Genomic DNA, 25,687 nt, shown 5'->3' on the forward strand with positions numbered 1-25,687 from the left:
CACATGAACGCGCGATTGCTGATGATCGAAGACGATGCGCGGCTGGCACAGATGGTGACCGCCTATCTGGGCCAGTCGGGCTTTGAAGTGACCCACGCGGCCGATGGCGAAGCCGGGCTCGAACAGCTGGCCCTGGTGCAGCCCGAGCTGGTGATCCTGGACCTGATGATGCCGGGCATCGACGGGCTGGAAGTGTGCCGGCGCATCCGGGCGCTGCCCAACGGCCAGGCGCGGGTGCCGGTGCTCATGCTCACGGCCAAGGGCGACCCGATGGACCGCATCATCGGGCTTGAGCTCGGCGCCGACGACTACCTGCCCAAACCGTTCGAACCGCGCGAGCTGCTGGCCCGCATCCGCGCGGTGCTGCGCCGTCGCAGCGATGCCGGCACCACCACCGCCGCCACCCGCACCACACCGCTGCTGCGTTTCGGCTCGCTCGACATCGACCGCGACGCCCGCACCGTCACCGTGGCCGAGCAGCCCTGCGAGCTGACCTCCTACCAGTTCGACCTGCTGGTGGCCATGGCCGAGCGCGCCGGTCGCGTGCTCACACGCGACCAGATCATGGAAGCCGTGCGCGGGCGCGAACTCGAAGCCTTCGACCGGTCCATCGACGTGCACATCGGCCGCATCCGCAACGCCATCGAGGCAGACAGCAAGAACCCCAAACGCATCCTCACGGTGCGTGGCGTGGGTTACGTGTTTGCCAAGCAGCAGGAATGAACAGCCGCCTCGGGCAGAAGCTGTACCTGCGCATCTGGGCGGCCATCGTGCTGGCCGTCGCGGTGCTCACGCTGGTGGTGGGCTGGCTCTGGCAGCTCGCGCTGGATCGGGAGCGGCAGCAGAACGAAAGCCGGCTGGCCGAACGCGAGATCATCCTGCGCGACGCGGCGGGTGAGGTGGTGGGCCAGGCGCCGGCGCGCGCGGTCCGCGTCCCCGGGGAAGGCTGGGAATTCCAGGTCATCATGCGCGATGGGCAGACGCTGTATGTGCAGTTGCCCCGGCCACCGCGCCCGGCCGGTGCGCCGCCTTCGAGCCGGCGCACACAGGCCTGGCTGCAGTCGCCCCCGGGTTTTGCCTGGACGCTCGGCCTGGTCGGGCTGGCGGTGGCGCTGGGGGCCTACCCCATCGTGCGGCGCCTGACGAAACGGCTCGAAGGCCTGCAGAAAGGGGTGGAGCGCTGGGGCGATGGCGATCTGTCCACCCGCCTGCCGGTCCAGGGGCACGACGAGGTGGCCTTTCTGGCCGAGCGCTTCAACGCCTCGGCAGAGCGGGTGCAGAGTCTGTTGCTTTCGCACAAGACCTTGCTGGCCAACGCCTCGCACGAATTGCGCTCGCCGCTCGCGCGCATCCGCATGGGGCTGGAACTGCTCGGGCGCGACCCGTCGACGGCCGTCCAGCGGGCCGAGATCTCGCGCAGCATCGAGGAGCTGGACCAACTGATCGACGAAATCCTGCTGGCCAGTCGTCTGGACATGCGCGACGCCAACGACGCGTCGGCGGTCGGGCCCACGGAAGAGATCGATCTGGTCGGGCTGGCGGCGGAAGAGTGCGCCCGGACCGGAGCCGACCTGGAGATCGCCAGCGGTGCCACCCCGGTGCTGGTGCAGGGGCATGCCCGCCTGTTGCGCCGGCTGGTGCGCAACCTGCTGGAGAACGCCCGCCGCTACGGCACCCCGGCCGAGCCGCTGCCCGAAGGGCAGGCGGCGGTGAGCCTGGGCATTCAGGTCGAGCCGCCGGCTGGCGCAGGGGTGGCACACGCCGTGCTGACGGTTGACGACCACGGGCCGGGCGTGCCCCCCGCGCTGCGCAGCCGGATCTTCGAGCCGTTCTACCGCTTGCCCGGTGCCAGCGAGCGCGAAGGTGGGGTGGGTCTGGGTCTGTCTCTGGTGCGCTCGATCGCGCAGCGGCATGGGGGTTCGGTGCGTTGCGAAGCGGCGGCCAGCGGGGGTGCCCGCTTTGTGGTGACCCTGCCCCTGACCTGATCGCTGAGGCGGTGGTGATGCGGCCGCAGGGGCGTTATATGCATCACAAAGTATTCATAAATCCCCCAAATGGGGGATGTTCGCGCCGGCGAAGCCGAAGCACAATGGCTCCGTTGCTGTCACAACGCCCAAGCAGAACAGAACCGGCAAACCTTTCGTGTCGACGACAGCGTTCGTTTGATCAGGTCTCCCAACGACGTCCTTCCAAGGACTTACAGCCACCTTCGGGTGGCTTTTTTTTGCCCCGACGCGGGTACGCGGCCAAAAAAAAGACGCCCGAAGGCGTCTCTGGAGCGATGGCGCAGCCGCCTCAGTGGCCGTGGGCGACCACTTCGCCCGCCTTGAGCCGGTAGACCGTGCCGCAATACGGGCACTTGGCCTGTCCGGTGCGTGCCACATCGAGGAACACGCGCGGATGCCCGTTCCACAACTTCATGTCGGCTTTGGGGTTGGGGCAGAACACGCCACCATGGGCGTTGAGGTCCTGGGCGGTCAGTTCGACGTCGAGCTTGCTCATGGCGGGACTCCGTTTCAGACCTTGGCCAGCCAGTGGGCGTACTGGGGATTGCGGCCGTTGACGATGTCGAAGAACGCGCTCTGGATCTTCTCGGTGATCGGGCCGCGGCTGCCGGTACCCAGTTCGATGCGGTCGAGTTCGCGGATGGGCGTGACTTCGGCGGCAGTGCCGGTGAAGAAGGCTTCGTCGGCGATGTAGACCTCGTCGCGGGTGATGCGCTTCTGGATGATCTCCAGGCCCAGGTCCTTGGCGATGTGGAAGACGGTGTTGCGGGTGATGCCGTTGAGCGCACCGGCCGACAGGTCGGGGGTGTAGATCACGCCGTTCTTGATCACGAACAGGTTCTCGCCCGCGCCTTCGGAGACGAAACCGGCCGAGTCCAGCAGCAGGGCTTCGTCGTAACCCTCGTCGGTGGCTTCCATGTTGGCCAGGATCGAGTTGGTGTAGTTGCTCACCGCCTTGGCCTGCGTCATGGTGATGTTGACGTGGTGGCGGGTGTAGCTGCTGGTCTTGACGCGGATGCCGCGCTTCATGCCTTCCTCGCCGAGGTAGGCGCCCCAGGACCAGGCGGCCACCATCAGGTGGATGGTGTTGCCCTTGGGCGAGACACCCAGCTTCTTGTCGCCGATCCAGGTCAGCGGACGCAGGTAGGCGCTCTCGAGCTTGTTCTCGCGAACCACGGCCTTCTGCGCCTCGTTGACCTGCTCCATGGTGAAGGGGATCTTCATGCGCAGGATCTTGGCGCTGTTGAACAGGCGCTCGGTGTGCTCCTGCAGGCGGAAGATGGCGGTGCCATCGACCGTGTTGTAGGCGCGCACGCCCTCGAAGGCGCCGCAGCCATAGTGCAGGGTGTGGGTCAGCACATGGATCTTGGCGTCGCGCCAGTCGACCATCTGGCCGTCCATCCAGATCTTGCCGTCACGGTCGGACATCGAGGGAATCACGGGGCTCATGGGGGTCCTTGTCTGCTCGGGTGGGTGGCCAGACACCGGCGCGGCGCGGCCAAAACCCCCATTTTAGGGCGGCTGGGCGGGTCTCAGGTGCCGTCGGATTCCGGGGGCTCGGGCGGGCGCACCAGTTCCCAGTCGAGCACCTTGCCCTGGTGCACGCGCACGGTGACCGAAGATTGGCCGTTGTCGGTCCAGCGGTAGCGCTCGGGCTGTTCACCCTCGGCCGAGACCTGTTCGCCCAGCGCACGGGTCAGGCCGATCACGTGCATCAGGCTCATGCCGGGCTTGAGCTTGGCGTTGAGCATGACCGCGCTGGCGACCCAGCCCACCGGCTTTTCCGCGGCGCGCTTCATGACCGACATGAGCCGGGTGAAGTGCAGCAGCAGCCACATCAGCACGCCACCACCGGCGGCGGCCACGCCGGGCCAGCCCCAGTTGTGCCAGGCCATCACGAGCAGGCCGATCACAAGCAAAGGAACCAGAAAACGCTGGAAATTCATGCCGGTATTGTCGTGGCAGCCGGCACGGCCGGGTCTGCGGTTTCTGCTTAGGGATCAGCCCAGGCTGCGCACCAGGTTCATGGCGTCTTCGATGCGCTCGACCGCGTGGATGGTCAGCCCCTCGAAGGCCTTGTCGTTCTTCTTGGGCGCATTGGCCTTGGGCACCACCGCCACGCTGAAGCCGAGTTTGGCCGCTTCCTTCAGGCGCTCCTGACCGCGCGGGGCCGGGCGCACCTCGCCAGCCAGGCCCACTTCGCCGAAGGCGATAAAGCCTTTGGGCAGTGCCTTGCCACGCAGGCTGGAGGTGATGGCCAGCATCACCGCGAGATCTGCCGCTGGCTCGCTGATGCGCACGCCGCCCACGGCGTTGACGAACACGTCCTGGTCCATGCAGGCCACGCCGGCGTGGCGGTGCAGTACTGCCAGCAACATCGCCAGGCGGTCGCGGTCCAGCCCCACCGACAGGCGCCGCGGCGAGGGGCCGCCGCTGTCCACCAGCGCCTGGATTTCCACCAGCATCGGCCGCGTGCCTTCGAGCGTGACCAGCACGCAACTGCCGGGCACCGGCTCGGCGTGTTGCGACAGAAAGATCGCGCTCGGGTTGCTCACGCCCTTGAGACCTTTTTCGGTCATGGCGAACACGCCGATCTCGTTGACCGCGCCGAAGCGGTTCTTGATGGCGCGGATCAGGCGGTAGCTCGAATGCGTGTCGCCCTCGAAGTACAGCACGGTGTCGACCATGTGCTCCAGCACGCGCGGACCGGCCAGCGCACCCTCCTTGGTCACGTGGCCCACGAGCACGATGGCCGTGCCCGAGGCCTTGGCCGCGCGCGTGAGGTGGGCCGCGCATTCGCGCACCTGGGCCACCGAGCCGGGCGCGCTGGTGAGCTGTTCGGAATACACGGTCTGGATCGAGTCGATGACCGCGATGGCCGGTTGCTGGGCCTGCAGCGTGGCCAGGATCTTTTCCAGCTGGATTTCGGCCAGCACCTTCACCTGCGAGCCGTCCAGCCCGAGCCGGCGCGAGCGCAGCGCCACCTGCGCGCCGCTTTCTTCGCCGGTCACATACAAAGTGTCGCCCCCACGCTCCCCCGCTGCGCGTGGTCCGCTGCCCCCCGAGGGGGCTGCCACGCCTTGGGGCGGCCCGGCGGCGTGGCGCGCGCCGAGCGACTGCTTCTGCAGCGCATCCAGCGCCTGCAGCAGCAGGGTCGATTTGCCGATGCCCGGGTCGCCGCCGATCAGCACCACGCCGCCCTCGACCACACCACCGCCGAGCACGCGGTCGAGTTCGCCCAGGCCGGTGGGCGTGCGCTGCACGTCGGTGGCTTCGATGTCGGCCAGGGTGGTCACGGCGCTGGCCGGTGCCAGCGAGGCAAAGCGGTTCTTGCCGGTGCCGGCGCTTTCGGCCACCGATTCCACCAGCGTGTTCCAGGCGCCGCAGGCCGGGCACTTGCCCAGCCAGCGCGGGCTGGTGCCGCCGCACTCGTTGCAGATGAAGGAAGTTTTGTCTTTGGCCATGTGGCCGGCAATATAGTCGACACCCCGCCCGGCCCGATCAGGGGCGGTGCCCTCTTCACGCCAACACTGTGTCCGCTCCTCGTTCCTCTGCCTCGAATGCCCTTGCTCCCGCCACCGCCTTGCAGGCCCTGGCCCCGGGCGAGCGGCCGCTGTCGGCCGCAGCCCGCGCCTTCAATCTGCAACTGACCCGCGTCGACAAGCTGAAGGCGCAACTGGACGAACTGGACGCCCTGGGGCAGTCGCACCGGGTCGAACGGCACCGCTGGCTGGCGCCGCTGCGCCAGCGCCAGCAGGCGCAGCGGCGCGCCCTGGCCCTGGCGCTCGAAGGGCACCTGCAGAGCCAGGCGCTGAGCCGTGCGCAGCAGGCCACGGCCACCGACGCGCTGTGTGCGTTGGCGCAGTCGCTTGCCGACGAGGGGCACGCCGACATGGCCGCGTTGCACGACCGGCACAGCCGCCAGACCCTGGCCCAGAAGCGGCAGGCAGAGGCCGACGCGATGCGTGCGCGCCTGGAGGCGGTGCTGGGCGAGTCGCTCGCAACCGATGGCGATCCGCTGTCGGCGCAGGACGTGGTGCGCGAAGGCCTGGCACGCTGGCGCGCCGCGCGCGAAGAAGCCCAGGCGCGCCGCCAGGCCAAGGCCGAGGCCCGCAAGGCGCGGCAGAAGCCGGGCGCGCGGCAGGTCGAGGCACAGGCCCAGGCGGCCGACGCCGACACCCAGTTGCGCACCCTGTTTCGCCAGCTCGCCAGTGCCTTGCACCCTGACCGCGAGCCCGACGAGACCGAGCGCCTGCGCAAGACGGCGTTGATGAGCGAGGCCAACACCGCCTACGCGCGCAAGGACCTGGTCACGCTGATGCAGATCCAGTTGCGCGCCGAACTGGCCGATCCGGCTGCGGTCTCGCGCCTGGCCGACGACCGCCTGGCCGCACTGACCCTGCTGCTCAAGCAGCAGGTGGCCGGGCTGGAGCGCGAGCGGGCGGCCCGGCAGGGCCAGCTGGCGGCCGAATTCGAACTGCCGCACGGTCAGGTGGCCAATGCGAACACGCTGAGGCAGCACCTGCTGACGCAGGTGGCGGCACTGGAATCGACCGTGGCGCAGCTGGACCAGGATCTGGCGCAGGCTGAAGACACCGCGGGCCTCAAGCGCTGGCTCAACCGCCAGCGCGAGGCGCCGCGCCCGGTGCGGGCGGACCGCGATCCGGACGACTACGCCTGAGCCGGCGCGGGCCGGTGGTAGTGCCGGGTGATGGCGGCGACTTCCACCGAGTAGCCGGCGTACCAGCGCTCGCGGCCGAGTTGCTGCGCCATCAGGTGATCGGCGTGCTGCTTCCAGGCGCGGATGCTCGCCTCGTCGGGCCAGTAGGACAGGGCCACTTCCTGATCGCCTTCGGTCACGGCCACGAAATCCAGGCAGCCGAACCGGGTGAGCGCCAGTTCGCGCAATTGGGCGGCGGTGGCGCTGTATTCGGCATCGAGCGCCCGGGCCGTGGCGCGAAAGATCACCACGTGGCGGGCCACCGCCGGAAAGCCCTGCAGCAGTTCGCGGGTGATGTCGGCGGCCGGTGCGCTGCGGCAACCACGGGCGTTCTGGCCGCTCCACAGCGGTGAAAAATCGCCACTGCCCTGTTTTTCCCCATGCGCGCGCAGCGGCGCGATGGCGGCGGTGGCGGTCGGGAAGGCGGGTGCGGCCGGGTTCAGCGGCCCCAGTTCGCGCATCAAGCGGTTGACGATGCCACGCGCCGGCCGGCCGCTGAACAGCGTGGTCAGCTGGGTGTGGCGGGCCGCCTCGCTTTGCAGCGCGGCGCGGTGGATGGGGGACGTCAGCGCCTCGTCGCTGCACAGGTAGGCCGTGCCCACCTGCACGCCGGCCGCGCCCAGCGCCAGCGCGGCGCGCACGCCGGCCGCGTCGGCGATGCCGCCGGCGGCGATCACCGGCACGTTCACCGCCGCCACGATTTGCGGCAGCAGGGCGAAGGTGCCGACCTGGGTTGTGAGGTCGTCGGTGCGGAACATGCCGCGGTGGCCGCCGGCCTCGATACCCTGTGCGATCACGGCATCGACGCCGTGGGCTTCGAGCCAGAGGGCTTCTTCCACGGTGGTGGCCGACGACAGCACCACGCTGCCCCAGCCCTTGACGCGGGCCAGCAGGTCGGGTGCCGGTAGGCCGAAATGGAAGCTCACGATGGGCGGGCGGAACGGCTCCACCAGATCGGCCACGGTGTGGCTGAAGGGCACGCGGCCCGCGCCCGCCGGCACGGCGTCGATGTCCAGCCCCGCCTCGGCGTAAAAGGGCGCCAGGGTCTCGCGCCAGCGGGCTTCGCGCGCCGCGTCGGGCTCGGGCGGCGTGTGGCAGAAGAAGTTGACGTTCCATGGCCGGTTGGTGCCTTGCGACAGCCGGGTCAGCTCCTGCGTCAGCGCTTCGGGCGCGAGCATCGCGGCGGGCAGCGCGCCGATGCCGCCGGCCTGGCACACCGCCAGGGCCAGCGCCGAACCCTGGGAGCCCGCCATGGGGGCTTGCAGCAGCAGGGGGCCGTGGGTCAGGAGCGTGTGCAGGGGGGTGGGGGCGGTCGATGGCATGGCGGCATTGTCGCGCCCGGCAGCCTTCAGGGTTAACCCGGATGGGTGGGGGTCGGCAATCATTTAATATATTAAATAAATGAGCGAGCCCAACCCATCCTTTGTCCACCGCAACCTGCCGCGCCTGCTGCTCGAAGCGCGCGAGGCCGTGATGCAGCACACCCGCCCCAGTCTGCGCGAGCACGGCCTGTCGGACCAGCAGTGGCGCGTGCTGCGCGTGTTGGGTGAGCACGCGCGCGAGCCGGCCGGCGTCGAAACCGGCCGCGTGGCGCGCGAGGCACTGCTGCTCGGCCCCAGCCTGACCGGCGTGCTCAACCGCATGGAGCGCGACGGCCTGATCGCCCGCAACCGCTGCCCGCAGGACGCGCGCCGCACCGTGGTGCGCGCCACGCCCGCAGGGCTGGAGCTGGTGCGCGCGCTGTCCCAGACCATCGAATCGCACTACCAGTGGATGGAGGCGCAACTGGGCAAGCAGCGCCTGGCGCAGCTGTACGACCTGCTGGACGACGTGATCGCGCTGGAGGCACCGGGGGGTGTCGAGGCCGACCAGATCGAGGAATGAAACCCGCATGAATCCCCAACCCTATCTTCCTGGTGGCACCGTCTACGGCACGCTGCTGAACTTCCGGCGCGAACACGCGCTGTGGGCGCCGCGCATGCACGAGGCGCCCTACAAGTCGCCGCCACAGGCCCCGGTGCTCTACATCAAGACCGCGAACACCTTCACGCGCGCTGGTCAGCCCATCGCGCTGCCCGGGGGCGTGGCCGAAGTCGAGGTCGCGGCCAGCCTGGGGCTGGTGGCCGGCGAGGGCGGTGTGGTGGCGGGTGCGGTGCTGCTGAACGACGTGGCCATTGCGCACGAAAGTTACTACCGCCCGCCGGTCAAGTACCGCTGCGTGGACGGTTTCCTGGGTGTGGGGGGCGCGGTGCGGCCGGTCACGGACCTGGGCGAACTCGCCGCGCTGGTGCTGGAGCTGCGCGTGGATGGCGTGATGCGCCAGCGCACCGCCCTGGCCGACCTGGTGCGCGACGTGGCCACGCTGTGGGCCGACGTGAACGCCTTCCAGTCGATGCGGGCCGGCGACGTGCTGATGGTCGGCACCGACTGCCTGGACGACGGTTCGCGGCCGCGGGTGAAAAGGGGGGATTCGGTCGAGATCACCGCGACGGGCTTCAGCCCGCTGGTCAATGGTTTTGTGGGAGAGAACGCATGAAAAGAGCCCGCATTGCCTGGGCCGGCGCGGTCCACGACGCCGTCGAGAACCGCGGCGAACTCGAACTGCTCACACCCACTTTCCAAGGCCGGCGCGTCGGCTTTGACGAAGTGGTCTGGCTGCCACCGCTGTCGCCGATCAACCGTCCGCGCACCGTGCTGGCACTGGGCCTGAACTACGCCGACCACGCCAAGGAACTCGCCTTCAAGGCGCCCGAAGAACCGCTGGCCTTCGTCAAGGGCGAGGCCTCGCTCATCGGCCACCGCGCCTTCACCGTGCGGCCCGACGGCGTGAACTTCATGCACTACGAATGTGAGCTGGCGGTGGTGATCGGCCGGCCCGCCAAACGCGTGAAGACGGCCGACGCCCTGCAATACGTCGCTGGCTACACGGTGGCCAACGACTACGCGATCCGCGACTATCTGGAAAACTGGTACCGCCCCAACCTCCGGGTCAAGAACCGCGACACCTGCACCCCCATCGGCCCCTGGCTGGTGGACGCGGCCGATGTGCCCGACCCCATGAACCTCGCGCTGCGCACCACCGTCAACGGGAAGCTCACACAGCAGGGGAACACGAAAGACATGATCTTCGACGTCGCCACGCTGATCGAATACTTCAGCGGCTTCATGACGCTCATGCCTGGCGACCTCATCCTGACCGGCACGCCCGACGGCGTGGTCGACTGCCAGCCGGGCGACGTGATCGTCACCGAGATCGATGGCATCGGCTCGCTCACCAACACCATCACCTCCGAAAGCAAGGCATGACGCAACGCATCGATCACCTCATCAACGGCAAAGCGGTTGCCGGCACCGATTACTTCGAAACGATCAACCCCGCCACGCAAGGCGTGCTCGCCGAGGTCGCTTCGGGCACTGAGGCGGAAGTGAATGCCGCGGTGCAGGCGGCCAAGGACGCCTTTCCCGCCTGGGCCGGCCTGCCCGCGACCGAGCGCGCCAAGAAGATCCGCGCGCTGGGCGACCTGATCGCCAAGCACGTGCCCGAGATCGCGAAGACCGAGACCGAAGACACCGGCCAGGTGATCGCGCAGACCGGCAAGCAGTTGATCCCGCGCGCGTCGGACAACTTCTATTACTTCGCCGAGATGTGCACCCGGGTCGACGGCCACACCTACCCCACGCCCACGCACCTGAACTACACGCTGTTCCACCCGGTCGGTGTCTGCGCACTCATCAGCCCGTGGAACGTGCCCTTCATGACCGCCACCTGGAAGGTGGCGCCCTGTCTGGCCTTCGGCAACACGGCGGTGCTGAAGATGAGCGAACTCAGCCCGCTGACCGCCGCGCGCCTGGGCGAGCTGGCGCTGGAGGCCGGCCTCCCGGCCGGGGTGCTCAACGTGGTGCACGGCTTCGGCAAGGAAGCGGGCGAGCCGCTGTGTGCCCACCCCGACGTGCGCGCCATCAGCTTCACCGGCTCCACCGCGACCGGCAACCGCATCGTCAAGGCCGCGGGCCTGAAGAAGTTCAGCATGGAGCTGGGAGGCAAGAGCCCGTTCGTCATCTTCGACGACGCCGACCTGGACCGCGCGCTGGACGCCGCCGTGTTCATGATCTTCAGCAACAACGGCGAGCGCTGCACGGCTGGCTCGCGCATCCTGGTGCAGCAGAGCATCTATGCCGACTTCGTGGCGAAGTTCACCGAGCGCGCCAAGCGCATCGTGGTGGGCGACCCGCTGGATGAGAAGACCACCATCGGCCCGATGATCAGCCCGGCGCATCTGGCCAAGGTGCGCAGCTACATCGAACTGGGCCCGAAGGAAGGCGCGACCCTGCTGTGCGGCGGGATCGACCGGCCGTCGTATGCGACCGAGCTGCCGGCGCATGTGGCGGGCGGCAACTACGTGTGGCCGACCGTGTTTGCCGACGTGGACAACCGCATGAAGATCGCGCAAGACGAGATCTTCGGCCCGGTGGCCTGTCTGATCCCGTTCAAGGACGAGGCGGATGCGATTCGCATCGCCAACGACATCGCCTATGGGCTGTCGAGCTACGTCTGGACTGAGAACATCGGCAAGGCGCACCGGGTTGCGGCCGCCGTGGAAGCGGGCATGTGTTTCGTGAACTCGCAGAACGTGCGCGATCTGCGGCAGCCCTTCGGCGGCACCAAGGCCAGCGGCACCGGGCGCGAAGGCGGCACCTGGAGTTACGAGGTGTTCCTGGAGCCCAAGAACGTCGCTGTCTCTTTGGGTTCGCACCACATTCCGCATTGGGGTGTTTGATTTGCGCTCCTTTGTTTCGCTCACAGACCCGGGCGGAATGGCGATCGCGGGGTACACGACTCCGCGAATGTCCCCCGAAATGGGCTGCGCCCATTTCTCCTCCTTTATTTCGCTGCGTCGTGCACCCCACACTCGCCATTCAGAAACGATGGTGGCGCGCGACGGTCGTGTGCCGATGCGCAGCGAGAAGGCGGCGACGGGTGTGTGCCGCAGCGAAGTAAAGGAGGAGGGTTTTGCGCAGCAAAACCCGGGGGACATGAGCGGAGGCACACACCCGTCGCCGCTTTCTCCGAACACAAGTCAGCCAAGAAACAGCAGCCAACCAACAAAGCAACGGAGACAAGACAAATGGGCAAAGTAGCACTGGTCGGCAAGATCACCCACGTCCCCTCGATGTACCTCAGCGAACTCGACGGCCCGCGCAAAGGTACCCGCCAGGATGCCATCGACGGCCACAAAGAGATTGCGCGCCGCTGCAAGGCACTGGGCGTCGACACCATCGTCGTCTTCGACACCCACTGGCTTGTCAACGCCAACTACCACCTCAACTGCGCGCCCCACTGGTCCGGCACCTACACCAGCAACGAACTGCCGCACTTCATCAGCAACATGGGCTACGCCATCCCCGGCAACCCCGAGCTCGGCCAACTGCTGGCGAAGGTGGCCAATGAACACGGCGTCGAAACCCTGGCCCACCACGCCACCACGCTCGGCCCCGAGTACGGAACCCTCGTGCCCATGCGGTACATGAACGCCGACCAGCACTTCAAGGCGGTCTCGGTCTCGGCCCTGTGTACCTCGCACTACCTCAACGACAGCGCCCGCCTCGGCTGGGCCATGCGCAAGGCTGTCGAAGAGCATTACGACGGCACGGTGGCGTTCCTCGCCAGCGGCAGCCTCAGCCACCGCTTCGCGCAGAACGGCCTCGCGCCCGAGTTCGCGTTCAAGATCTGGAGCCCCTTCCTCGAACACCTGGACCAGGAGGTCATCCGCATGTGGAAGGCTGGCGAGTGGAAGGCCTTCTGCGAGATGCTGCCCGAGTACGCCAGCAAGGGCCACGGTGAAGGCTTCATGCACGACACGGCCATGATGCTCGGCGTGCTGGGCTGGAGCGAATACACCGGGCAGGCGGATGTCGTCACGCCGTACTTCGGCGCCAGCGGTACCGGCCAGATGAATGTGCTGTTCCCGGTGCTGCCGGTCAGCGGCGCGGCCATTCCGCCAGCCGTGGCCTCGCGCGCGGACGGCTACACCTCGGTGGCCACGAGACTCTGAACATGCCCCATCTCGTCATCCTCTACACCCACAACCTCGACCAGCCCCTGGACCAGGGGGGCGCCGACATGCGCGGCCTGTGTCGTGCCCTCGCCGACGCCATGCTGGCGGTGCGCGACGAGCAGGACCAACAGGTCTTCCCCACCGGGGGCACGCGCGTGCTGGCCTACCCGGCCGCGCACTGCGCGGTGTCGGATGGTGGCGCCGCCGGTGAGGCGGCGGGCATGGGGGGCGACTACGCGTTTGTCTACCTGAACCTGCGCATGGGCCGGGGCCGCAGCGCTGCCGTGCACCAGCGGGTGGGCGCAGCGCTGCACGCGGTGGTGAAAACCCGGTTCGCCGAGCAACTCGCCCGCCGTCCCATCGGCATCACCGTGCAGGTGGACGAAGGCCACGAGGTCTTCGACGCCAAGACCAGCTCGCTGCATCCCCTGTTTCCGAAGAAGTGAGTAGTCCCATGTTCGACGACACCCTTGTCCAGCAGCTCGCCGCCGAGCTGCAACACGCCCAGCAGACCCGCACCCAGGTCGAGCACTTCTCCAAGCGCCACCCCGGCATGACCGTCGAAGACGGCTACCGCATCGGCCGCGCCTGGGTGGATCTGGAGAAGGCTGCCGGCAAAAAGGTCATCGGCCACAAGATCGGCCTGACCAGCCGCGCCATGCAGATCAGCAGCCAGATCGACGAGCCCGATTACGGCACCCTGCTCGACTACATGCTCTACACCGCCCAGGCCGGCGAGGTGCTGGAGATTCCGGTGAAGAACTTCATCGCCCCGCGCGTGGAGGTCGAGCTGGCCTTCGTGCTCAAGGCGCCGCTGGCCGGCCCCAACGTGACGGTGGACGACGTGCTGGCCGCCACCGCGTACATCACCCCCGCCATCGAGATCATCGACGCGCGCATCGAGCAGTTCGACCGCCACACGAAAGTGATGCGCAAGGTCTACGACACCATCAGCGACAACGCGGCCAACGCCGGCATCGTCATCGGTGCCGGTAATCCCACCTTCCGTGCCGACCCGCGCGCCACCAACCGCCCCTGGTGCGGTGCCATCCTGCGGCAGAACGGCGCGGTCGAAGAAACGGGCCTGGCCGCCGGCGTGCAGGGCGACCCGGCCATCGGCATCGCCTGGCTGGCCAACAAACTGGCGCCCTGGGGCGAAGGGCTGGCAGTGGGCGAGATCGTGCTGGCCGGCAGCTTCACGCGGCCGGTGGCGGCGAAAGCGGGCGACCTGTTCGAGGCCGACTACGGCCCGCTGGGCTGTTTGAAGTTCAAGTTCATCTGATCGACCGAAGGAGACCCGAATGGCCGACGCTTTCCTCAAACCCGCCCGCTTCAGCGACGCCGAATGGGCCGCGCGCGTGCAGCTCGCCGCCTGCTACCGCATCTTTGCCCACCTGGGCTGGGCCGAGCTGATCTACAACCACATCTCGCTGCGCGTGCCCGGGCCCGACGAGCACTTCCTCATCAACCCCTTCGGCCTGCACTACACCGAGGTCACTGCGTCCAACCTGGTCAAGGTGGACGTGGACGGCAACATCATCGGCAATCACGACTGGCCGATCAACCCGGCCGGCTTCACCTTCCACGGCGCCATCCACGCCACGCTGCCCGACGCGCACTGCGTGATCCATGTGCACACCACGCCGACCATGGCCGTGTGTTGCAGCGAAGAAGGCCTGAGCTTCACCAACTTCTACGCCGCGCAGCTCTGGGAGAAGGTCGCCTACCACGACTTCGAGGGCATCACCGTGCACCTGGAAGAAGGGCAACGCATCCTCGCCAGCGCCAACGGAAAACCGGTGCTGCTGCTGCGCAACCACGGCCCTGTGGTCATCGGTCACACACTGGCGCAGGCCTTCAACCTCATGTGGCTGGTGCAGCGCGCGTGCGAGATCCAGGTGGCCTCGGCCACGCTGGGCCAACAGCGCCAGATTCCGGTGCCGGTGCTCGAAGGCTGTGTGCGAGACTCGCTCAACTTCAATCCGAAATATGGCGCCGGTGAAGATTCCTTCGCCGCCATGCAGCGCCTGATCGACCGCATCGACCCGGGCTACCGCGCATGAGTGATACCCCTGTTTTCCAGAAAGTGGCCATCGTGGGCGTCGGCGCCATCGGCGGCCTGTTCGCCGGCTGGCTCGGCTCGCGCCTGCCGGCCGGGCAGATCCAGCTTTCGGCCGTGGCACGCGGCAACACGCTACGCACCTTGCGCGATCAGGGCCTGACCTGGGTCGATGGCGATGGTGCCGAACACCGCGTGCCGGTGAACGCCAGCGACGACCCGGCCAGCCTGGGCGTGCAGGACCTGGTGATCGTTTCGGTCAAGGGCCCGGCCATGCCCGTGGTCGCGCCCGCCGTGCGCGCGCTCATGGGGCCCAACACCGTGGTGCTGGTCGCCATGAACGGCGTGCCCTGGTGGTTCTTCGACGGCCTGCCGGGCGAAGCCGCGGGCCTGCAATTGAATGCGGTCGATCCCGGTGGCGCGACCGCTGCGCGCGTCCCTACGTCGCAAGTCATCGGCTGCGTGGTGCACGCCAGCGCCGCCGCGCCCCAGCCCGCGCGCATCGAACGCATCAAGAACAACCAGCTCATCATCGGCGAGCCTGCAGGCGGCGTGACCCCGCGCGTGCAGGCCGTGGCCGATCTGCTGGGCGCGGCCGGTTTCGGCGTCACGGTCAGCGACCGGATCCAGCGCGACATCTGGTTCAAGCTCTGGGGCAACATGACCATGAACCCGGTCTCGGCCATCACCGGCGCGCCCTGCGACCGCATCCTCGACGACGAACTCGTGCGCGGCTTCTGCAGCGCCGTGATGCGCGAGGCGCAGGCCATCGGCGCGCGCATCGGCATTCCCATCGACCAGAACCCCGAAGACCGCCACGCCGTCACCCGCAAGCTCGGCTCGTTCAAGACCTCGATGCTGCAGGACGTGGAAGCCGGCCGCCCCATCGAGCTCGACGCCCTGGTCGGCGCCGTGCGCGAGATCGGCCAGCACCTGGGCGAAGCCACGCCGAACATGGACGCGCTCATGGGCCTGACCCGTTTGGCCGGGCAAATGCGCGGCCTCTACCCCGAACCGACCCAGACACCATGAAGATCCCCCAGAACGCCTTCCGCGACGCCCTGAAAGCCGGCCGGCCGCAGATCGGCTGCTGGGTCGGCTTCGCCAGCCCCGACGTGGCCGAGGCCCTGGCCGGCTGCGGTTTTGACTGGTTGCTGATCGATGGCGAGCACGCGCCCAACGATCCGCGCAGCGTGCTCGAACAGCTGCGCGCCGTCGCGCCCTATGCAGCCACACACCCGGTGGTGCGCGCGGTCGAAGGCAACGTGGCCCTGGTCAAACAGTACCTCGACATCGGCGCGCAGACCCTGCTGATCCCGATGATCGACACCGCCGAACAGGCCGCGCTCATGGTCCAGGCCATGCGCTACCCGCCCGAAGGCATCCGCGGCATGGGCGCGGCGCTCGCGCGCGCCTCGCGCTGGAACCAGGTCGACGACTACCTGAACCAGGCGAATGACCAGATGTGCCTGCTGGTGCAGGCCGAGACCGTGACCGCGGTGAACAACCTGAAGGCCATCGCCGAGACCGAGGGTGTGGACGGCGTGTTCTTCGGCCCGGCCGACCTCTCGGCCAGCATGGGCCACCGCGGCCAGCCCGGCCACCCCGCCGTGCAGAAAGTGATTCTGGAAGGCCTTGCCACCGTGCGCGCCGCCGGCAAGGCCGCCGGCATCCTCGCCACCGACCCGGCGCTGGCGCAGCAGTACCTCTACGCGGGCGCGCTGTTCGTGGCGGTGGGGGTGGACACGACGCTGCTGGTGAAGGCGGCGAGCAGCCTTGTTCAGCGGTTCAGCGCGGGCGCCACCAAGGGGCCGGCTTCGCCTTCGGGCGGGTACTGAGCGCCAACTTGGCGCCAAATCTGAAGAAAAAATCTTCGAGGCCTCGGTTTCTGAAGAAAAAATCGGGCGTCTGAAGATTTCTTCTCGCCACTTACTCGGGCAGGTGGCAGACGGCTTCGATGTTGTTGCCCTCGGGGTCGATCACGAAGGCGCCGTAGTAGTTGGGGTGGTAGTCCGGGCGCAGGCCGGGCGCGCCGTTGTCTTTGCCGCCAGCGGCCAGGGCAGCCTTGTAGAAGGCGTCCACTTGTGCGCGGCTGCTGGCGCGCCACGTCAGATGGCAACCCGATGTGGCCGGTGGCCCGCCGTAGGGCGAAGGCCCGTCGATGAACCACACGTCGGCCTTCTTGCCGTCGGGCTCGGCGGCGTCCGGGTAGGCAAAGCCGACCATGTTGGAACCGTAGTTCCCTTCAAAGCAGACGCTGTAGCCCAGCGGCGCCAGGGCCGCGCTGTAGAAGGCCTTGGCCTTGGCGATGTCTGTCACGCGAAACGTCATGTGGTCGAGCATGGTGGGGTCCTTGGGTGGGGGTATTTGGTGTGCAAGATGGCACTACAAAACTGTACATGCATACAGTTATTTGTGGAAGGATCTTGCGCATTCAACCCGGCCATGCCGAAGTGCAGGGGGCCATCCCTGACGGCGTCGCCACTGTGCGCGCTGCCGGCATCTTCGCCACCAACCCCGCGCGGGTGCAGCAGTACCTCTATGCGGGCGCGCTGTTCGCTGCGGTTAGGGGGTGGATACGACGCTATTGGTGAAGGCCGCCAGTGCCTAGGCTCTGCGCTTCAACGGTGCGGTTACCAGCAGCGTGACCTCGGTGTCGGGTGGATATTGGGCGGTTGACGATCTTCCGTTGGCTGCTTGTGCCGAAGCCGCGTCAACTTCGGGCTATTCCTACTGCGCGCTGAGACAGGGGAACAGGCTGACTGCGGCCGGTCAGGTCTTTCATTCGTTTGACAGCAACCGTCACAAGCGGACATTCACTTAGCAGGATCTCAAACAACAGACCTTCTACCCGCGCCAGTCGCCAAAATGAAGCTATGGGTGTACAGATTCGACACACTGTTCTCCTTCAGCACAATGAACTGAAAGATGTCATGGAGGATGCATGGCTCATGCGCACTTGCTCTTACTATCTGTGGCGTTGCACCCGTCAGAACAGCTATTTGGAAACACCCCATGCGGCGCTTCACCATCACCATCGATGACGATCTGGACGATACGTTTGGAGCCCACATGGTATCCCGGGGATACGCCAACCGTTCCGAGGCGGTGCGTGACCTGATCCGCGAGGAGATGAACAAGGAGCATGCCCAGCAGCATCCGGCAGACCCCTGCGTTGCGGTCATGTCCTATCTGTACGTGCCGCAGCAGCGCAGTCTGGCGCTGCGTCTGATCGAGCTGCAGCGAGACAACGCGGGGTTGATCGATTCCTGCACTGCGACGCAGGTGAACGAGGAGCTGCGCATGGAGGTGCAGTTGCTGCGAGGGCGCGTCTCCGAGGTGCGCGCCTACGCCTGGTCGGTGGTCAGCCTGCCAGGCGTCACGCACGGCGAGGTGCAACTGCGGGTGGCACAAGGCGCCTTGCGCGACAACTTCATCCCGGCGGCCAACCTGCCGCTGCCCAGGAAGCGTTGACGAGGCCTCAGGCGCTGCGGCTCAGATGGGCTGCATCCGCGCGCCGATGGCTTTTAGCAAAGCGTCGTCGTGGCTGATGGCGATGATGCCCAGACCCGTGCGGCGCATCAGGTCCAGCAGGGCGTGCCAGATCTGCGCCTGGGTGATGGCGTCGTGCATGGCGGTCAGTTCGTCAGCGATCAACACGCGCAGGCCCGGCACAAAGGCTCGCGCGATCGACAGACGCTGCAGCTCACCTCCTGACAACTCGTGCGGGTAACGCGCCAGCCAGTCGCGCCGCGCCCCCAGGGTGTCCAGCACCGAGCCGTCCACACCGTTCGGAAAGGCGTCACCCAGCTTCACCCGGGGGTTGAAGGCCAGCTCGGCGTTCTGCAGCACCAGTTGCACCGGGTGCGGCCGGCCCCAGCGCAGGGGTTGCAAGGCCTGACCGTCCAGCAATACCTCGCCGCGTTGCAGCGGCAGGTGACCTGCCAGCAGCCGGGCGAGGGTGGACTTGCCGCGCCCTGAGGGCGCACGCACGCCCACCACTTCACCCGGCGCCACATGCAACGACACGCCGTCCAGCGTCGGGGTGGCGCTGCCGGACCAGCAGTGATGAATGTTCCGGGCCTCAAGCATGGAGGGGTTCCTCACGCGGTGCGGCAACCTGCACGGTTGGGTCGCTGGTCCCCGGCAGCTGAAACCCCAGTTGTGGCAGTGCGCGGCGCAGGTCGCGGGTGTAGGCCTCGGTCACGCGCCCGACCATGAAGTCATCGGCTTCGACCGACTCCACACAGCGCCCCGCATCCAGCACGACAAAACGGTCGGCCACCGCCGTCAGCGCCGCCAGGTCGTGGCTGATGACCAGCACCGTGCGACCCTGATCGGCCAGCCCACGCAGGTACTCCAGGCTCTGGCTGCTGGCCTGCGCGTCCAGCCCGGTGGTGGGCTCGTCCGCTATCAGCAACTGTGCCTGTGCGACCGTCGCCATGGCGGTCAGCACCCGGCGCGCCATGCCGCCCGACAGCTCGTGCGGAAAGTTCCGCTGTGCCACCGCGCCCAGTCCGTAGCGTTTCAGTTCCTCCGTCGCCAACGCAGTCGCCGCGGACCGTCCCGCGGCCTGCGCCGCCCAGGCCACCTGGCGCCGCGCCCGCGCGCTCGGGTCCAGGTAGGTCAGTGCCTGCGGCACCAGGGCCACGCTGCGGCCGCGCAGCAGGCGCTGGCGCGCGGCGGTCAGGGGTTCACCCTGCCAGCGCATGGCGCCCGTCACCTGGGCCGTGGGTGGCAGGATGCCCAGCACCGCGTGCGCCAGCAGGCTCTTGCCAGCACCGCTGGCTCCCACCAGCGCCACGACTTCACCCGGGCGGGCGCGCAGGCTCACGTCGCGCAGCGGTTCGCTGGCGATGCGGCGGAACCAGCCCGCGTACCGCACAAAGCCCACCGACAGCTTGTCAATTTCCAGCATGCTTCACTCCTGCGCGCGGCGCGGATCGGTCACCAGGCGCAGGGCCGAGCCCACGCGCTCAAAACTCAGCACCATCAGCATCAGGCACAGGCCGGGCCAAAGACCCAGCCACCAGTAGCCCGCACTGAGCGTGCGCATGGCCTCGGACAGCAGAATGCCGATGGCCGGCAGGTGCGGCTCCAGCCCGAAGCCCAGGAAGCTCAGCCCGGCCTCGTGCAGGATCGCATGCGGGAACAGCAGCACGCCGCCGACCAGCGCCTGCGGCAGCACGTGGGGCAGCAGGTGGCGCCACACGATGTGGGCGCGCGATGCGCCCAGCTGCCGGGTGACAACGATGTAGTCCTGTGCCAGCACCTGGCGCACCTCAGTGCGCACCACACGTGCCAGCGTGGGCCAGTGCGAGAGCACCACCGCAATGATCACGCCTCGTGTACCCCCGCCCAGCGCGAAGGACAGCAGCACCAGCAGCACGAGGTGCGGGATGGCGGTCACCAGATCGATCAGCACGCCCACGGCCGCATCGAGCCGGCGATGCAGCGCGGCCAGCACGCCCAGGCACACCGCCAGCAGGGTCGCCAGCGTGGCCGAAGCCAGGCCCACCTGCAGACTCAGCGCCAGGCCCTTGAGGGTGCGGGTGAACACGTCGCGGCCCAGCGGGTCGGTACCGAACCAATGGCCGGGACCGGGCGGCAGGCTGCGCGCGTCCAGATGGGTGTGCAGACCTTCGTCCGGCCAGAGGGCTGCGCCCACGGCGATGCTGATCAACAGGGCCAGGGCCAGCGCGGTACCGGTGAGCATGGCCCAGCGATGGCCGGTGCGGGACACCGGCACGGCGGCAACCGAGTTCAGCGTGGCGGTGTTCATGTGCGGCGCTCCATGGCGGCGCGCTGGCGCGGATCGATCAGCAGCAACAGTGCGTCGGCCAGTGCGTTGCCGGCGAAGACGAACAAGGCCGCCATCACCGCGATGCCCAGCAGCAACGGCGCGTCGGCTCGCGTGCCAGCCTGCACCACCGCCTGGCCCAGCCCGGGATAGGAGAACACCGTTTCGGCCAGCAGCGAGCCACCGAACAGTTCGCCCAGGTGCGCAAACTGCAGCGTGATGGCCGGCAGGGCCGCGTTGCGCAGCGCATGCCGGCGCGCGGCTTGCCAGCGCGTCGCACCCTGCGCATAGGCCAGGGTCGCGTAGTCGCTGGTCAGCACCTCGCGCACCTTGTCGCGGGTGTGCAGCGTGACCTGCGCCACCCCGAGCAGCCCCAGCGCGATGGCGGGCAGCAACAGGTGCTGAAGCCGTTGGCCCAGTGTGACCTCCTCAGGCAACAGGCCCGGCGGCGCGGCGCAGCAGGTGGGAGCCCAGGCCAGCGCCACGGCAAACACATTGAGCAGCACGATGGCCAGCCAGAAGGTGGGCGCCGAGGCCAGCATGAAGGCGTAGCTGCGGATGGCGCGGTCCAGCCAGCCGCCTTCGTGCACCCCGGCGACCATGCCCAGGCCGAAGCCCAGCGTGCCCGCCAGCAGCCAGGCCATGCCCATCAGCGCCAGCGAGGCGCCGGCCCGTTCCATCAGCACCTCGGCCACCGGCCGCTGGTAGATCATCGACTGGCCCAGATCGCCCTGCAGGGCGTTGCCCGCCCACTTGGCAAAGCGCTCGGGCGCCGGGTCGTTCAGCCCCCACTTGGCCTCGATGGCCGGCCGCTGTTCGGGCGAGACGCGCAGCAGCTCTTCACCGACCAGCGCCCGCACCGGGTCGATGGGCGAGAGCGTGACCAGGGTGAACACGCCCGCGCACACCAGCGGCAACAGCCACAGCAACCGCAGGCCGCGCCAGACCAGCCAGCGCGGCCAGAAGCGGTGTCCGGTGTTCAACGGCAGGTCCACTTCCAGGTTTCCAGGTTCCAGGCGATGGGCAGGCCGTGACCATGGGGTTCGATCTGGCGCGGGCCGATGTCCAGGCAGTTGCTCACGAAGTAGACGTGGTCCAGGTTCACCAGCCAGGCCCAGGCGGCGTCACCGCGCATGCCAAAACCGGTCTTGCCGTCCCACATGGCGTTTTTCCAGTGCGGGATGGAAGCCTCGAACGAGGCCGACTTCTGCGCCGCGTCCAGGTGCTGGTTGACCACCGGGTTGTCGTAGAAGCCGGTGTTGTAGAAGCCCTTGCCGGCGTTGCTGCCGTGGTAGAGCTGCGCGATCTCCAGCGGGTCGTGGCTGCCCCAGCCAAACACCACCGGCATGCTGTGGGCCTGCGGCATGATTTCGTCCCAGCTCTTGCCCGAGGGTTCGATACGGATGCCCAGCGGACGCACCATGTCGGCCACAGCCAGCGCCAGCGCCTGGCGCTCCTGCCGCCCCGCCGGGTACAGCAGGGTGAAGCGGGCCGGCACACCGTTTTTCTCCAGCACGCCGTCGCCATCGCTGTCACGCCATCCGGCCTTGGCCAACAGGGCCTTGGCACCGGCCAGGTCACCGTCGGGCAGGCGCGCGGCGGGGTTGTCCCAGGCCAGGCCGTCGGCCACGCCCCAGGCTGGCGTGGCAAAGCCGTTGAGCGCGCCTTCGGCCAGTTTCTTGCGGTCCACCGCGATGTTGATCGCCTGGCGGATCGCCGGGTCCGAGGTGACCGGGTTGCCGATGGGCGCGCCCTTTTCGGTCTTGCGGCCGGTCACGGGCTGCATCGGGAAGGCCAGTCCGCGGTTGTCTACGGTCTTGGCGGCCAAGCGCTTCATGCCGGCCGGCACCTCCTTGCCCAGGGCGGGCGGCACGGCGGCCACGTCAAGCTGGCCCGAGCGCGCGGCGGCGAAGGTGGCGTCTTCACCGGTGAACAGCCAGGTGATGCGCTCGAACGGTGAGCGGGTGCCGTAGTAGTGCGGGTTGGGCGCCATGATCACCTGCTGTCCGGGCGTCATCGACACGAACTGGAACGGGCCGGAGCCGAGTGGCGCCTTGGCGTAGTTCGCACCGTAGGCGTGCGCCGGCAGGATGCCCAGCGACACCATCATCTGAACGAAGGTGATGCGAGGCGTCTTGAGCACGAAGACCACGGTCTGGTCATCGGGCGTGTCCACACGGTCCATGAATGTCAGGTCCAGCGTGCCAGCGGCGTTCTTGGCGGTGTCGTAGGTGAACTTCACATCCTTGGCCGTCAGGGGGTGGCCATCCGAGAACTTCACACCCGGGCGCAGCTTGACCGTCCAGCGCAGACGGTCAGCAGACACCGACCAGTCGGTGGCCAGGTCGGCCACCAGCTTGAGGTCGGCGTCACGTTTGAGCAGGGTCGACTGGAACAGCAGCGGACCATGTTCGCCCCAGCCCTTGATGGGATCAAAACCGTCTTCCGGCTCGGCGCCCATGGCCAGCACCAGGCTCTTCTTGGCCTGGGCCTCAGCGGGCAGTGACAGCGTGAGGGCAGACACGCCGACAACACCCAGCAGGGCAGCGGCAACGGCGGATCGGATCCGGAAGGCGGGTCGGGACATACGGCGCTCCAGAAAGAAAAGAATGTGAAAAGCAGAACCGAAGTATGACAGATTACATATTCGTAATCTGCATGGCACCCATCAAACAGCTTGAGAGCTGTGGCGTTGCTGGCGTAGGCGGAGTGTGAGAAAGAGCCACCGGTGCGCCAGGTGGTATACCGAGTGAGGGTGATCTCTTCGCCATGGCGACTTGACCCAAAGCAACATGGAGGAATCTCATGGGCGCAAGCTGTCTGTTCCTCAACTCGATGGGAGACCATCATGGGTAGCTTCGTTCGTCGTGAGCCTTGGAACAAAGGGAAGATCGTTGGGCAGAAAGCGCCTTCAAGCTGAAGGACATTTGGGCGCTGCGCGTGCGCCTTCAGATGCAAGGTCGTGTACGGGAGCTGGCGCTGTTCAATCTCGGCATTGACAGCAAACTGTGGGGGTGTGACCTCGTGGCCCTCAAGGTGCGTGACGATTGCCACGGAGATCAGATGGCCACGCGAGCCATCGTCATGCAGCACAAGACGCAGCGACCGGTGCAATGCGAGATCACCGCAGCAACCAGGGATGCGCTGCAGGCATGGATCAAGCAGGCTGCTTTGAGATCGGATGATTTTCTGTCCCCAACAGGTCGCACGAATCGCCCTATCTGGGAGCCCGGCAGTACGCTCGCATTCTTGGGCATTGGGTGGATGAACTGGGGTTGGATCGTGCCGACGATGGTAGGCACTCCATGCGACGGAGAAAGCCGGCCGTTCAGGCGGTTTTCTCGGCTTGGTCGCGGCAGCGACCCGTCTGATTGATCTCCGAGGCAAACTTGGGGCGCCTTTTCACCCTGCAGCGACCGCAGATGGCGCCTCATGCGCCCAGGAGGCGCATCGCTTGTTCAAAGGTGCCCTTTCGCACGGTCATTGCACTGGGCATGCGGTCCAGCCGTTGCTGGGTCTGGTCCAAGACCGCCTCGTGCTCACAACGCCTGATGCGCCGGTACTCACCCGTCGTGCACTGCGCCGTCGTTGAACAGGTGGGGCAGGCACTGGTCCAGTAGAGGCTGATTTGCAGTCCAGCTTCTTCTCGGCTGAAGCGGCGGATCGCTCGCTGACCTGCTGGGCATTGGTACTGATCGTCGCGGGCGATGTAGATGAAGTCGGTCTTGTCGAAGCGGCCTTCGAACCTCGCGTTAGATGTCATGGGCTTGGGAACAGGCGCAGCAACCCCGGCATCCTGGCGAGGCTTGAGCCCAGGGCCGCTGTATTAGCCGCGGTCGGCGATCGCTTTCAGCCGGCGCTTGCCCATCGAATCACGCGCCGCCCGCGCCATCGGGCTCAGTTGCGCGCGGTCACTGCCGTTGTTCGTGACCTCGTGGGCCACGATCAGGGGAGCAGGCCTTGAGAGGGTTTTCACACAGCCTCGCTGCATACCCGCACATCAAACCGAACCCGAACGAAGCATGCGGAAGTCAAGGCGCTGTTGACGTCGTCGACACCCACTCCGCATAAACAAACGAAGCCCGCACATCGTTCACCAGCCGCTCCATGCGCGCCGGGTCTTCGGTGATGGGCGCAGCCGCTTCGCGCAGCAGGGCTTCCCACCGCTGCGCCACCAGCCCTGCGGTGTCGGTCAGCCATTGCATGGCCTCGTCGCGGTCCAGGCCCATGCGGTGCGCGGCGTTGGCAAGCCGCGCGAGGCCGGTGCCGGAGCGGCCGTCGGTGCCGGTGGCGAGCAGCAGCAGGGGGCCTTCTTCGATCGGGTGGAGCGGGCTGATCAGGTGGGGGGTGATGTCGAAGGCGGGTGAGAGGCCCCAGACCATGTTGTCGTAGAGCAGCCCGGTATTGCGGGCGTGGTCGTCGGTGTTGCCGACCAGGGCGTTGAAGGCCACGCGCTTCCACAGCTCGGCCAGTTGTGCGTGCAGGCGTTCGGCGTGGTCGGCTGTGCGGTCGGTCGCCGTGTGGCGGGTCCAGATGCGCAGGCGGTTGGCCAGGGCCAGGTACGAGCGCTCCGGGTCGCCGCGCGTGGCGTCCAGCCGCAGACCCTGACCGGCGTGACCACCGTCGCCGTCATCGGGGTGCCCTCAACCGGCGTTCGGCGTAGGCCAGGGTTTCAGGGTCGTGGCGCGGATCGAGCAGTTGAGCCACCTGACCCAAGAGGCCCAGCGACTGCAGCACCTTGAAGAAGTTGACCATGGCCACGCCCTCGGCGCCGGCTTCCAGCGCGCGGACGGTGGACGTGGAGACATCGGCCAGATGGCCCAGCTGTTCCTGTGTCAGCCCACGCAGCTTGTGGGCCAGGGTGAGCCGCACGCCGAGGTCTTGCAGCGCGCTGCCCCCCACCACGGGGGTGGCGCGGGCAGGCGAGGTGCTGCGGGGGGCAGGGGCGCGCGCTGGGCATTGGAAGATCATGGGCGGAATCGTTGTAATGGCAATGAAATCATTGGCAATAACATTGCCAAAACAACGAAAACACCTATTCACGGC

Annotated in this window: 27 protein-coding genes and 3 pseudogenes; 16 read left to right on the top strand and 14 right to left on the bottom strand. The window is 67.6% G+C overall.

The features are described from left to right. The first annotated feature begins 3 nt into the window (after nt 1-3). Complete coding sequence (locus L0977_RS09570) at nt 4-723, top strand: response regulator (protein ID WP_234264712.1); 720 nt, start codon at nt 4-6, stop codon at nt 721-723. Beyond that, a complete protein-coding gene (locus tag L0977_RS09575; RefSeq protein ID WP_234264637.1) occupies nt 720-1,985 on the top strand; it encodes an ATP-binding protein in 1,266 nt (421 codons plus the stop codon). The genes L0977_RS09570 and L0977_RS09575 overlap by 4 nt, the downstream gene beginning before the upstream one ends. A 310-nt stretch (nt 1,986-2,295) precedes the next feature. Here L0977_RS09575 and L0977_RS09580 read toward each other — a convergent pair whose 3' ends face one another. From L0977_RS09580 to radA, 4 genes are all read right to left on the bottom strand, one after another. After that, nucleotides 2,296-2,502, bottom strand: coding sequence for a zinc-finger domain-containing protein (locus L0977_RS09580; protein WP_234264638.1), 207 nt, complete (start codon nt 2,500-2,502; stop codon nt 2,296-2,298). A 14-nt stretch (nt 2,503-2,516) separates the two neighbouring features. Then, nucleotides 2,517-3,455: a branched-chain amino acid transaminase gene (locus L0977_RS09585; RefSeq protein ID WP_234264639.1), complete on the bottom strand. Its 939-nt coding sequence runs from the start codon at nt 3,453-3,455 to the stop codon at nt 2,517-2,519. Between the two features lie 83 nt (nt 3,456-3,538). Continuing rightward, nucleotides 3,539-3,952, bottom strand: coding sequence for a glycerate kinase (locus tag L0977_RS09590; RefSeq protein ID WP_234264640.1), 414 nt, complete (start codon nt 3,950-3,952; stop codon nt 3,539-3,541). A 54-nt stretch (nt 3,953-4,006) separates the two neighbouring features. Then, a complete protein-coding gene (gene radA, locus L0977_RS09595) occupies nt 4,007-5,470 on the bottom strand; it encodes a DNA repair protein RadA (protein WP_234264641.1) in 1,464 nt (487 codons plus the stop codon). Nucleotides 5,471-5,538: 68 nt separating this feature from the next. On the opposite strand from radA, the gene L0977_RS09600 reads away from it, so the two are divergent. Next, the gene (locus L0977_RS09600; protein WP_234264642.1) at nt 5,539-6,687 is read left to right on the top strand and encodes a hypothetical protein; all 1,149 of its coding nucleotides are present in this window, start codon (nt 5,539-5,541) and stop codon (nt 6,685-6,687) included. 299 nt (nt 6,688-6,986) lie between these two features. On the opposite strand, the pseudogene L0977_RS09605 reads toward L0977_RS09600, so the two are convergent. Then, nucleotides 6,987-8,048, bottom strand: a pseudogene (locus tag L0977_RS09605) (NAD(P)H-dependent flavin oxidoreductase); the annotation flags it as partial. A gap of 79 nt (nt 8,049-8,127) precedes the next feature. Between L0977_RS09605 and hpaR the strand changes: the two are divergent. From hpaR to hpaI, 10 genes are all read left to right on the top strand, one after another. Further along, a complete protein-coding gene (gene hpaR / locus L0977_RS09610; protein WP_234264643.1) occupies nt 8,128-8,610 on the top strand; it encodes a homoprotocatechuate degradation operon regulator HpaR in 483 nt (160 codons plus the stop codon). 7 nt (nt 8,611-8,617) lie between these two features. Then, the gene (locus tag L0977_RS09615; RefSeq protein ID WP_234264644.1) at nt 8,618-9,262 is read left to right on the top strand and encodes a fumarylacetoacetate hydrolase family protein; all 645 of its coding nucleotides are present in this window, start codon (nt 8,618-8,620) and stop codon (nt 9,260-9,262) included. Continuing rightward, a complete protein-coding gene (locus tag L0977_RS09620; protein ID WP_234264645.1) occupies nt 9,259-10,032 on the top strand; it encodes a fumarylacetoacetate hydrolase family protein in 774 nt (257 codons plus the stop codon). The genes L0977_RS09615 and L0977_RS09620 overlap by 4 nt, the downstream gene beginning before the upstream one ends. Then, nucleotides 10,029-11,504 (top strand): 5-carboxymethyl-2-hydroxymuconate semialdehyde dehydrogenase, encoded by a 1,476-nt coding sequence (gene hpaE, locus L0977_RS09625; RefSeq protein WP_234264646.1) that lies wholly within the window; start codon nt 10,029-10,031, stop codon nt 11,502-11,504. The genes L0977_RS09620 and hpaE overlap by 4 nt, the downstream gene beginning before the upstream one ends. A 348-nt stretch (nt 11,505-11,852) precedes the next feature. Continuing rightward, a complete protein-coding gene (hpaD, locus tag L0977_RS09630) occupies nt 11,853-12,779 on the top strand; it encodes a 3,4-dihydroxyphenylacetate 2,3-dioxygenase (RefSeq protein ID WP_234264647.1) in 927 nt (308 codons plus the stop codon). A 2-nt stretch (nt 12,780-12,781) separates the two neighbouring features. After that, nucleotides 12,782-13,228: a 5-carboxymethyl-2-hydroxymuconate Delta-isomerase gene (locus L0977_RS09635; RefSeq protein WP_234264648.1), complete on the top strand. Its 447-nt coding sequence runs from the start codon at nt 12,782-12,784 to the stop codon at nt 13,226-13,228. Nucleotides 13,229-13,236: 8 nt separating this feature from the next. Next, entirely contained in the window at nt 13,237-14,064 is an 828-nt protein-coding gene (gene hpaH, locus L0977_RS09640) for a 2-oxo-hept-4-ene-1,7-dioate hydratase (protein WP_234264649.1), read from the top strand. Nucleotides 14,065-14,083: 19 nt separating this feature from the next. Then, a complete protein-coding gene (locus tag L0977_RS09645) occupies nt 14,084-14,845 on the top strand; it encodes a class II aldolase/adducin family protein (protein WP_234264650.1) in 762 nt (253 codons plus the stop codon). After that, nucleotides 14,842-15,873: a 2-dehydropantoate 2-reductase gene (locus L0977_RS09650; RefSeq protein ID WP_234264651.1), complete on the top strand. Its 1,032-nt coding sequence runs from the start codon at nt 14,842-14,844 to the stop codon at nt 15,871-15,873. Before L0977_RS09645 ends, L0977_RS09650 begins: the two co-directional genes overlap by 4 nt. Then, nucleotides 15,870-16,679: a 4-hydroxy-2-oxoheptanedioate aldolase gene (gene hpaI / locus L0977_RS09655; protein WP_234264652.1), complete on the top strand. Its 810-nt coding sequence runs from the start codon at nt 15,870-15,872 to the stop codon at nt 16,677-16,679. Before L0977_RS09650 ends, hpaI begins: the two co-directional genes overlap by 4 nt. Before the next feature lie 91 nt (nt 16,680-16,770). Here the strand turns inward: hpaI and L0977_RS09660 are convergent, their stop codons facing one another. After that, nucleotides 16,771-17,184, bottom strand: coding sequence for a VOC family protein (locus tag L0977_RS09660; RefSeq protein WP_234264653.1), 414 nt, complete (start codon nt 17,182-17,184; stop codon nt 16,771-16,773). Nucleotides 17,185-17,267: 83 nt separating this feature from the next. On the opposite strand from L0977_RS09660, the gene L0977_RS09665 reads away from it, so the two are divergent. Beyond that, nucleotides 17,268-17,435, top strand: a complete 168-nt coding sequence (locus L0977_RS09665; RefSeq protein WP_234264654.1) for a hypothetical protein — start codon at nt 17,268-17,270, stop codon at nt 17,433-17,435. Between the two features lie 421 nt (nt 17,436-17,856). Further along, the gene (gene nikR, locus L0977_RS09670) at nt 17,857-18,315 is read left to right on the top strand and encodes a nickel-responsive transcriptional regulator NikR (protein WP_234264655.1); all 459 of its coding nucleotides are present in this window, start codon (nt 17,857-17,859) and stop codon (nt 18,313-18,315) included. A gap of 21 nt (nt 18,316-18,336) precedes the next feature. Here nikR and L0977_RS09675 read toward each other — a convergent pair whose 3' ends face one another. Genes L0977_RS09675 through L0977_RS09695 form a run of 5 tightly spaced genes read right to left on the bottom strand, consistent with a single transcriptional unit; the run spans nt 18,337 to nt 23,228 of the window. Further along, entirely contained in the window at nt 18,337-18,933 is a 597-nt protein-coding gene (locus L0977_RS09675) for an ATP-binding cassette domain-containing protein (RefSeq protein WP_234264656.1), read from the bottom strand. Further along, entirely contained in the window at nt 18,926-19,759 is an 834-nt protein-coding gene (locus L0977_RS09680) for an ATP-binding cassette domain-containing protein (protein WP_234264657.1), read from the bottom strand. Before L0977_RS09680 ends, L0977_RS09675 begins: the two co-directional genes overlap by 8 nt. Nucleotides 19,760-19,762: 3 nt before the next feature. Next, complete coding sequence (locus L0977_RS09685) at nt 19,763-20,623, bottom strand: ABC transporter permease (RefSeq protein ID WP_234264658.1); 861 nt, start codon at nt 20,621-20,623, stop codon at nt 19,763-19,765. Then, nucleotides 20,620-21,636, bottom strand: a complete 1,017-nt coding sequence (locus tag L0977_RS09690; RefSeq protein ID WP_234264659.1) for an ABC transporter permease — start codon at nt 21,634-21,636, stop codon at nt 20,620-20,622. The genes L0977_RS09685 and L0977_RS09690 overlap by 4 nt, the downstream gene beginning before the upstream one ends. Then, complete coding sequence (locus L0977_RS09695) at nt 21,621-23,228, bottom strand: ABC transporter substrate-binding protein (RefSeq protein WP_234264660.1); 1,608 nt, start codon at nt 23,226-23,228, stop codon at nt 21,621-21,623. Before L0977_RS09695 ends, L0977_RS09690 begins: the two co-directional genes overlap by 16 nt. Before the next feature lie 261 nt (nt 23,229-23,489). Here L0977_RS09695 and L0977_RS09700 point away from each other — a divergent pair. Further along, a pseudogene (locus L0977_RS09700) lies at nt 23,490-23,961 on the top strand (integrase); the annotation flags it as partial. Between the two features lie 119 nt (nt 23,962-24,080). Here L0977_RS09700 and L0977_RS09705 read toward each other — a convergent pair. The 3 genes and pseudogenes from L0977_RS09705 to L0977_RS09715 all read right to left on the bottom strand — a co-directional run. Then, nucleotides 24,081-24,590 (bottom strand): annotated as a pseudogene (locus L0977_RS09705) (IS5/IS1182 family transposase); the annotation flags it as partial. An 82-nt stretch (nt 24,591-24,672) separates the two neighbouring features. After that, nucleotides 24,673-25,242 carry a HipA domain-containing protein gene (locus tag L0977_RS09710; protein ID WP_326491060.1) on the bottom strand — a complete coding sequence of 190 codons (570 nt, stop codon included), beginning with the start codon at nt 25,240-25,242 and terminating at the stop codon, nt 24,673-24,675. Nucleotides 25,243-25,270: 28 nt separating this feature from the next. Beyond that, nucleotides 25,271-25,612 carry a helix-turn-helix domain-containing protein gene (locus L0977_RS09715; protein WP_234264662.1) on the bottom strand — a complete coding sequence of 114 codons (342 nt, stop codon included), beginning with the start codon at nt 25,610-25,612 and terminating at the stop codon, nt 25,271-25,273. Nucleotides 25,613-25,687 lie beyond the last annotated feature (75 nt).

The organism is Hydrogenophaga sp. NFH-34 (genome assembly GCF_021401345.1).
Classification (GTDB): domain Bacteria; phylum Pseudomonadota; class Gammaproteobacteria; order Burkholderiales; family Burkholderiaceae_C; genus Hydrogenophaga; species Hydrogenophaga electricum.